We start from the raw sequence: 6,415 nt of genomic DNA, 5'->3' as shown, positions 1-6,415 counted from the left end.
TCGAACTCGCGACCCCGACCTTGGCAAGGTCGTGCTCTACCAACTGAGCTATTCCCGCAATAATACTTTTATAATGTGAAATTGGAGCGGGAAACGAGGCTCGAACTCGCGACCCCAACCTTGGCAAGGTTGTGCTCTACCAACTGAGCTATTCCCGCAGTTCACATCAGTGAATGAGGTCGCATTATACAAATATTTTTGGGGCTTGCAAGGGCAATTTCATAAAAAGAAATTTTTTGTTGAAGTTTTCGTCAATCTAATTTCATGAAATGTTCGCGATAATAAGCCAGCTCTTTAATCGATTCTCGAATGTCATCTAGTGCCAAATGGGTATTCTCTTTTTTAAAGCTTTCTAAAATTTCAGGTTTCCAACGTGCTGCAAGTTCTTTTAATGTACTCACGTCTAAATGGCGATAATGAAAATAATCAGCTAAATCAGGCATATATTTCACTAAAAAGCGTTTATCTTGGGCAATGCTGTTACCGCAAATTGGCGACGCACCTTTGGGCACCCATTTTTTTAAAAAGTCTAAGGTTTGTAATTCTGCTGCACGTTCGGTAAGTTTGCTGGCTTTTACGCGTTCAATTAAGCCATTTTCACTATGTGTTTTTTGGCACCAATCATTCATTTTATTGAGTAATTCATCAGACTGATGAACCGCTAATACTGGGCCCTCTGCCAAAATGTTTAAATTTTTATCTGTTACGATAGTGGCAATTTCAATAATACGTTCTTTTTCCGGATCTAAACCGGTCATTTCTAAATCAATCCAAATAAGATTTTGTTTATCGAATGGCATAATATCAGGTATCCTATGCAAAAATTTTTTTCATTTTACCAAAAACAAGGGAAAAAACGACCGCACTTTTATGGCTAAACGTAAATTAACTCAAAACCAAACTAGAAGAATTCAATCGAATAATGCGAAAACATTACATCGTCATAAGAAAAAAGAGATTGAATGGTCAGATGAAATGCTGGGCGAATCGCAAGAAGGCGTTGTGGTCACACGTTATTCTATTCACGCAGATGTAGAAAATGAACAAGGCGAAATTTATCGTTGTAATTTGCGCCGTACCTTGTCGAGTTTGGTGGTGGGAGATAAAGTCGTTTGGCGTAAAGGCAATGAACAATTGCAAGGTGTGAGTGGCGTGATTGAGGCGATTCACCCTCGAGAAAATGAAATTTCCCGCCCAGATTATTACGATGGTTTGAAACCCATTGCAGCGAATATTGATCGTATTATTATTGTATCAGCGGTGTTGCCAACGCTTTCCTTAAATATCATCGATCGTTATCTTGTTGTGTGTGAAATAGCTGAAATCAAGCCATTAATTGTTTTGAATAAAGTGGATTTATTGGCACAAGAACAGCGTCAAGAAATTGAAGAACAACTTAAAATTTACCAAGATATTGGCTATGAAATTTTAATGCTTTCAGCAAAGAGCGGTGAAAATATGGAAAAATTAACCGCACTTTTGGCACAAGGCACGGCGATTTTTGTTGGGCAATCTGGTGTCGGTAAATCGAGTTTAATTAATCATATTTTGCCTAGCGTAAATGCTCAAGTAGGGGATGTGAGTGAAACATCAGGCTTAGGACAGCATACGACGACATCATCGCGTCTTTATCATTTGCCACAAGGTGGTAATTTAATTGATTCACCAGGAATTAGAGAATTTGGGCTTTGGCATTTAGATGCGGAGCAAATCACAAAAGGGTATCGAGAATTTCAATATGTATTAGGCACCTGTAAATTCCGTGATTGTAAACATTTGAGCGATCCAGGGTGTGCGTTGCGTGAAGCAGTGGAGCAAGGCAAGATTTCGCCTGTTCGTTATGATAATTATCATCGATTAATTGAAAGTTTAAGTGAAACAAAATCACAACGTCATTTTTCAGCAGTTTAACGATTGCGCAAGCTGGATGATAAATAAACAAATCCTGCGTTTTTTTATGATCTAATTCAATTTTTTTAGTGTTTATTCTTGATTATTCGCTTTTGAACAAGGATACTAAGGCGGATTTTATCTTTGTATTTTTTTAACTATTATTTAGTAGAGAGGTAGCATTATGTACTCAAAAGATGTTGAAATCACCGCGCCAAACGGCTTACACACTCGTCCTGCAGCACAATTTGTGAAAGAAGCGAAAGCATTTTCTTCTGATATCACAGTAACATCTGCTGGTAAGAGCGCAAGTGCAAAAAGTTTGTTTAAGCTACAAACGCTAGGTTTAACACAGGGTACGGTGATCACCATTTCTGCTGAAGGCGAAGATGAGCAGCAGGCAGTTGAGCATTTAGTCGCTTTGATTCCAACTTTAGAATAATTCTTACTTAGCCATAAAATTGTGAAATTTTATGGCTATTGTTTATCTATCCCTTTTTTAATTATTTCGGAAGGTATCTATGATTTCTGGTATTCTCGCATCACCTGGTATTGCCTTTGGTAAGGCACTTGTTCTTAAAGAAGAAAAGATTGTTCTTGATACACAAAAAATTACTGATGATCAAATTGACGCAGAAATTGCTCGGTTTTACGAAGGTCGTGCATTGGCGGTGGAACAACTTAATTCAATCAGAGAGCGCGCATTAATTTCTTTAGGTGAAGAAAAAGCCGCGATCTTTGAAGGTCACTTGATGATTCTTGAGGATGAAGAATTAGAAGAAGAAATTCTTGATTATCTTCGTTCAAATAAAGTCAATGCCGCAGTTGCAGCGAGTAAAATTATTGATCAACAAGTCACAATGTTATCGGAGATCGATGATGAATATTTGAAAGAGCGTGCTGGCGATATCCGTGATATTGGTAACCGTTTAATTAAAAATATTTTGGGTATGTACATAGTAGATCTTGGCGATATTCAAGAAGAATCAATTCTTGTTGCTTATGATCTGACTCCGTCAGAAACCGCCCAACTTAATCTTGAAAAAGTATTAGGGGTTGTCACTGATATTGGTGGTAGAACCTCTCATACTTCTATTATGGCGCGTTCTTTAGAATTACCAGCGATTGTAGGCACAAATAATGTGACCGAATTAGTCAATACAGGTGATTACTTAATTTTAGATGCGATAAATAATCAAGTTTATATCAATCCAACACAATCTCAGATTGATGAATTAAAAACACTTGAAGCTAAAATTTCTCAGGAAAAAGCAGAGTTAGCTAAATTAAAAGATCTTCCAGCAATCACCTTGGATGGACATAAAGTTGATGTGGTCGCGAATATCGGGACAATCCGTGATTGTGACGGGGCAGATCGCAATGGTGCAGAAGGTATTGGTTTATACCGAACCGAATTCTTATTTATGGATCGTGAACAGCTTCCGACAGAAGAAGAACAATTCATCGCCTACAAAGAAGTCGTAGAAGCAATGAACGGGCGTTTAACCGTGCTTCGTACTATGGATATTGGTGGCGATAAAGAGCTTCCATATTTAGATTTACCAAAAGAAATGAATCCATTCTTGGGATGGCGTGCGATTCGCATTGCGTTAGATCGCCGTGAAATTTTAAATGCACAATTACGCGCGGTGTTGCGTGCTTCAGCGTTTGGTAAATTGGCGATGATGTTCCCGATGATTATTTCTGTAGAAGAAATTCGAGAATTAAAAGCGGTTATTGAAACATTAAAAGCGGAATTACGTGCAGAAGGCAAAGCTTTTGATGAGCATATCCAAGTGGGGGTAATGGTTGAAACACCATCCGCTGCTGTAAATGCAAAATTCTTAGCAAAAGAAGTAGATTTCTTCAGTATCGGTACTAACGATTTAACCCAATATACTTTGGCGGTGGACCGAGGCAATGAGTTAATTTCGCATCTCTACAATCCGATGCAGCCATCTGTGCTTGGTTTAATTAAACAAGTAATTGATGCTTCTCATGCAGAGGGCAAATGGACGGGAATGTGCGGTGAATTAGCTGGTGATGAACGTGCAACCTTATTGTTACTTGGTATGGGATTAGATGAATTTAGTATGAGTGCTATTTCTGTACCTAGAATTAAAAAATTAATCCGTAATGTGAATTTCCAAGATGCAAAAGCCCTTGCTAATGCGGCATTACAAAAACCGACCGCTTCGGAAATTGAGCAGTTAATCGAAGAATTTTTGGCGGAAAATGCATTAAATTAAACAAAATTGTTTGATTTTACGTTAAAATAACAGCCATCTATGAATTGATAGGAGATTAAAATGGGCTTATTTGACAAGTTATTCGGTTCAAAAGAAAACAAATCTGTGGAAGTTGAAATTTATGCACCTATCTCTGGTGAGATTGTAAATATTGAAGATGTTCCTGATGTAGTTTTCTCTGAAAAAATCGTAGGTGATGGTGTTGCTGTTCGTCCTACCGGTAACAAAATCGTTGCGCCAGTGGATGGTGTGATTGGTAAAATTTTTGAAACCAACCATGCTTTCTCAATGGAATCAAAAGAAGGTGTAGAATTATTTGTACACTTTGGTATTGATACCGTTGAGCTAAAAGGTGAAGGCTTTACTCGTATTGCTCAAGAAGGCCAATCTGTTAAGCGCGGTGACACCGTGATTGAATTTGATCTTCCTTTATTAGAATCAAAAGCAAAATCTGTATTAACACCCATTGTTATTTCCAATATGGATGAAATTTCTTGCATCGTGAAAAAATCAGGTGAAGTAGTCGCTGGAGAGTCAGTGGTATTAGCCTTAAAAAAATAATTTGTTTACGATAAAAAGTCCGCCTTTGTGCGGATTTTTTATTTATTATAGTTACCTAGGGTAAGTATACCCTAGGCTAATTTTAAGGCTATCCCTTTGGGATAGAGGATAAGGTTCCTCAAAGAGGAACTACTATAACTAGCCGTGGGTATACCTACCCACGGTAAAATATAAATTTTAAAAATTACGATAGTTAAAGTGAAAATAAAGCAATGATTTATAAACTTACTGGCTCTCTCCAAAACTATGTTTGGGGCGGCAATCAATATATTCCTCAATTACTGAATATTCCTGCGGAAGAAAATCAATATTATGCTGAATGGTGGTTAGGCGCACATCATTCTGCGCCTTCAACCATTGAAGTCGATGGTAAAAATGTATTACTTACTGAATTTTTACAGAAAAATCCTACCGCACTTGGTGTTCAAAGCCGATCAAGTTTTGGTGATGAATTACCCTATTTATTAAAAATTCTTGATGTTGCTCAACCTCTTTCAATTCAACTTCATCCAACAAAAACGCAAGCTGAAATAGGCTTTGCGGAAGAAAATGCGAAAGGCATTGATTTAAAAGCATCAACACGTACTTATAAAGATAACAATCATAAACCTGAAATGATGATTGCTTTATCCGATTTCTGGTTGTTGCATGGTTTTAAAAATAAATCGGATATTATCGAAACTTTAGAGGCGCGATCATCTTTAATTCCGCTTGCAAAAAAATTGCATGGACAAGATTTACATGCTTTCTATGCCGATATTATGCAAGCAGAACAGGCCCAATTACACCAATGGCTTTCCCCAATTCTGTTGGAGAATCAAGCAGATTATGAGGCTAATAATCTGGATTTAACTAATCCAGATTATTGGGTGCTTTACACCATTGATGCAATGAATATTGCTTTAGATAAATTAGATGCCGGTTTAATTTGCTTCTATTTGTTTAATATTGTGCACCTCAAAAAAGGCGAGGGAATTTACCAAGATGCGGGTATTCCGCACGCTTATTTACGTGGGCAAAATATTGAACTGATGGCTTGTTCAGATAATGTAATTCGCGGTGGTTTAACGCCTAAATATGTCGATATTCCAGAATTGCTTAAAATTGTCGATTGTCGTGAAGTGGAGCCTAAAATTATCCCGTCGGCACCTCAAGACGCGCGTATATTTACTTATGCTACGCCTGTACAAGATTTCGCTTTGCAAAATATTCAATATGAATGTGGTGAAACTCATCATTTAAAAGCACAAAGTGCGAGTATTTTATTGGTGATGAATGGCCAGTTAAGTTTACGCTCAGAAACGACCGCACTTTCTTTTAAACAAGGTGAGGCAGCTTTCATTACCGCAGGCGCTTCTTATGAAGTGGAAGGCTTAATTGAAGGCTATGCAGTAGTGGCAAAATTGCCTTAATAGTTTTGGGTTTTATTCGATAAGAAAAAATTCAAGTGCTTAAGTATTAAAACTTATTGATTCTTCTTAAATTAAATTTTTGCTCAGAAAGTGGAAAATACTGAGGAAGAGTGACAGTGGGTATTTTGAAGATATAAATCGAACATTTGTTGTTTAACGGATTACGTTGTTTAGTCATAAAAAATCTGCCCCTAAATCGTTGGTTGTTTTCTCCAACATTTAGGGGCAGTTTTTCAAGTAATTGAATAATATAAATTAGAAGCGATAAGATACGCCTAAATTATATCGAATATCACGATAATT

At 37.2% G+C, this 6,415-nt stretch carries 6 protein-coding genes and 1 tRNA gene; 5 read left to right on the top strand and 2 right to left on the bottom strand.

Annotated elements, in window-relative coordinates; translation table 11 throughout:
* Positions 1–82: 82 nt before the first annotated feature.
* Positions 83–158, bottom strand: a tRNA-Gly gene (locus ABW51_RS09190).
* A 93-nt stretch (positions 159–251) separates the two neighbouring features.
* Positions 252–800 carry an oligoribonuclease gene (gene orn / locus ABW51_RS09185; protein ID WP_053466503.1) on the bottom strand — a complete coding sequence of 183 codons (549 nt, stop codon included), beginning with the start codon at positions 798–800 and terminating at the stop codon, positions 252–254.
* A 70-nt stretch (positions 801–870) separates the two neighbouring features.
* Here orn and rsgA point away from each other — a divergent pair, with 70 nt between their 5' ends.
* The 5 genes from rsgA (at position 871) to manA (ending at position 6,112) form a co-directional block, all read left to right on the top strand.
* Positions 871–1,911 carry a small ribosomal subunit biogenesis GTPase RsgA gene (rsgA, locus tag ABW51_RS09180; protein ID WP_053466502.1) on the top strand — a complete coding sequence of 347 codons (1,041 nt, stop codon included), beginning with the start codon at positions 871–873 and terminating at the stop codon, positions 1,909–1,911.
* Positions 1,912–2,074: 163 nt separating this feature from the next.
* The gene (gene ptsH / locus ABW51_RS09175; RefSeq protein ID WP_005628404.1) at positions 2,075–2,332 is read left to right on the top strand and encodes a phosphocarrier protein Hpr; all 258 of its coding nucleotides are present in this window, start codon (positions 2,075–2,077) and stop codon (positions 2,330–2,332) included.
* A gap of 79 nt (positions 2,333–2,411) precedes the next feature.
* Positions 2,412–4,139, top strand: a complete 1,728-nt coding sequence (gene ptsI, locus ABW51_RS09170) for a phosphoenolpyruvate-protein phosphotransferase PtsI (protein ID WP_053466501.1) — start codon at positions 2,412–2,414, stop codon at positions 4,137–4,139.
* Positions 4,140–4,199: 60 nt separating this feature from the next.
* Entirely contained in the window at positions 4,200–4,700 is a 501-nt protein-coding gene (crr, locus tag ABW51_RS09165) for a PTS glucose transporter subunit IIA (RefSeq protein WP_053466500.1), read from the top strand.
* 212 nt (positions 4,701–4,912) lie between these two features.
* Positions 4,913–6,112, top strand: coding sequence for a mannose-6-phosphate isomerase, class I (manA, locus tag ABW51_RS09160; RefSeq protein ID WP_053466499.1), 1,200 nt, complete (start codon positions 4,913–4,915; stop codon positions 6,110–6,112).
* The last annotated feature ends 303 nt before the right edge of the window (positions 6,113–6,415 follow it).

Origin of the sequence: Haemophilus sp. C1, assembly GCF_001276515.1 — a bacterium.
Taxonomy (GTDB): Bacteria; Pseudomonadota; Gammaproteobacteria; order Enterobacterales; family Pasteurellaceae; genus Haemophilus.
Note: the sequence above shows the minus strand (reverse complement) of the source record. Positions and strands in the feature narration are given on the sequence as shown.

Coding starts and splice junctions, on each gene's coding strand:
- orn (WP_053466503.1), bottom strand. CDS start 800: ATGCCATTCGATAAACAAAATCTTATTTGGATTGATTTAGAAATGACC.
- manA (WP_053466499.1), top strand. CDS start 4,913: ATGATTTATAAACTTACTGGCTCTCTCCAAAACTATGTTTGGGGCGGC.
- ptsH (WP_005628404.1), top strand. CDS start 2,075: ATGTACTCAAAAGATGTTGAAATCACCGCGCCAAACGGCTTACACACT.
- rsgA (WP_053466502.1), top strand. CDS start 871: ATGGCTAAACGTAAATTAACTCAAAACCAAACTAGAAGAATTCAATCG.
- ptsI (WP_053466501.1), top strand. CDS start 2,412: ATGATTTCTGGTATTCTCGCATCACCTGGTATTGCCTTTGGTAAGGCA.
- crr (WP_053466500.1), top strand. CDS start 4,200: ATGGGCTTATTTGACAAGTTATTCGGTTCAAAAGAAAACAAATCTGTG.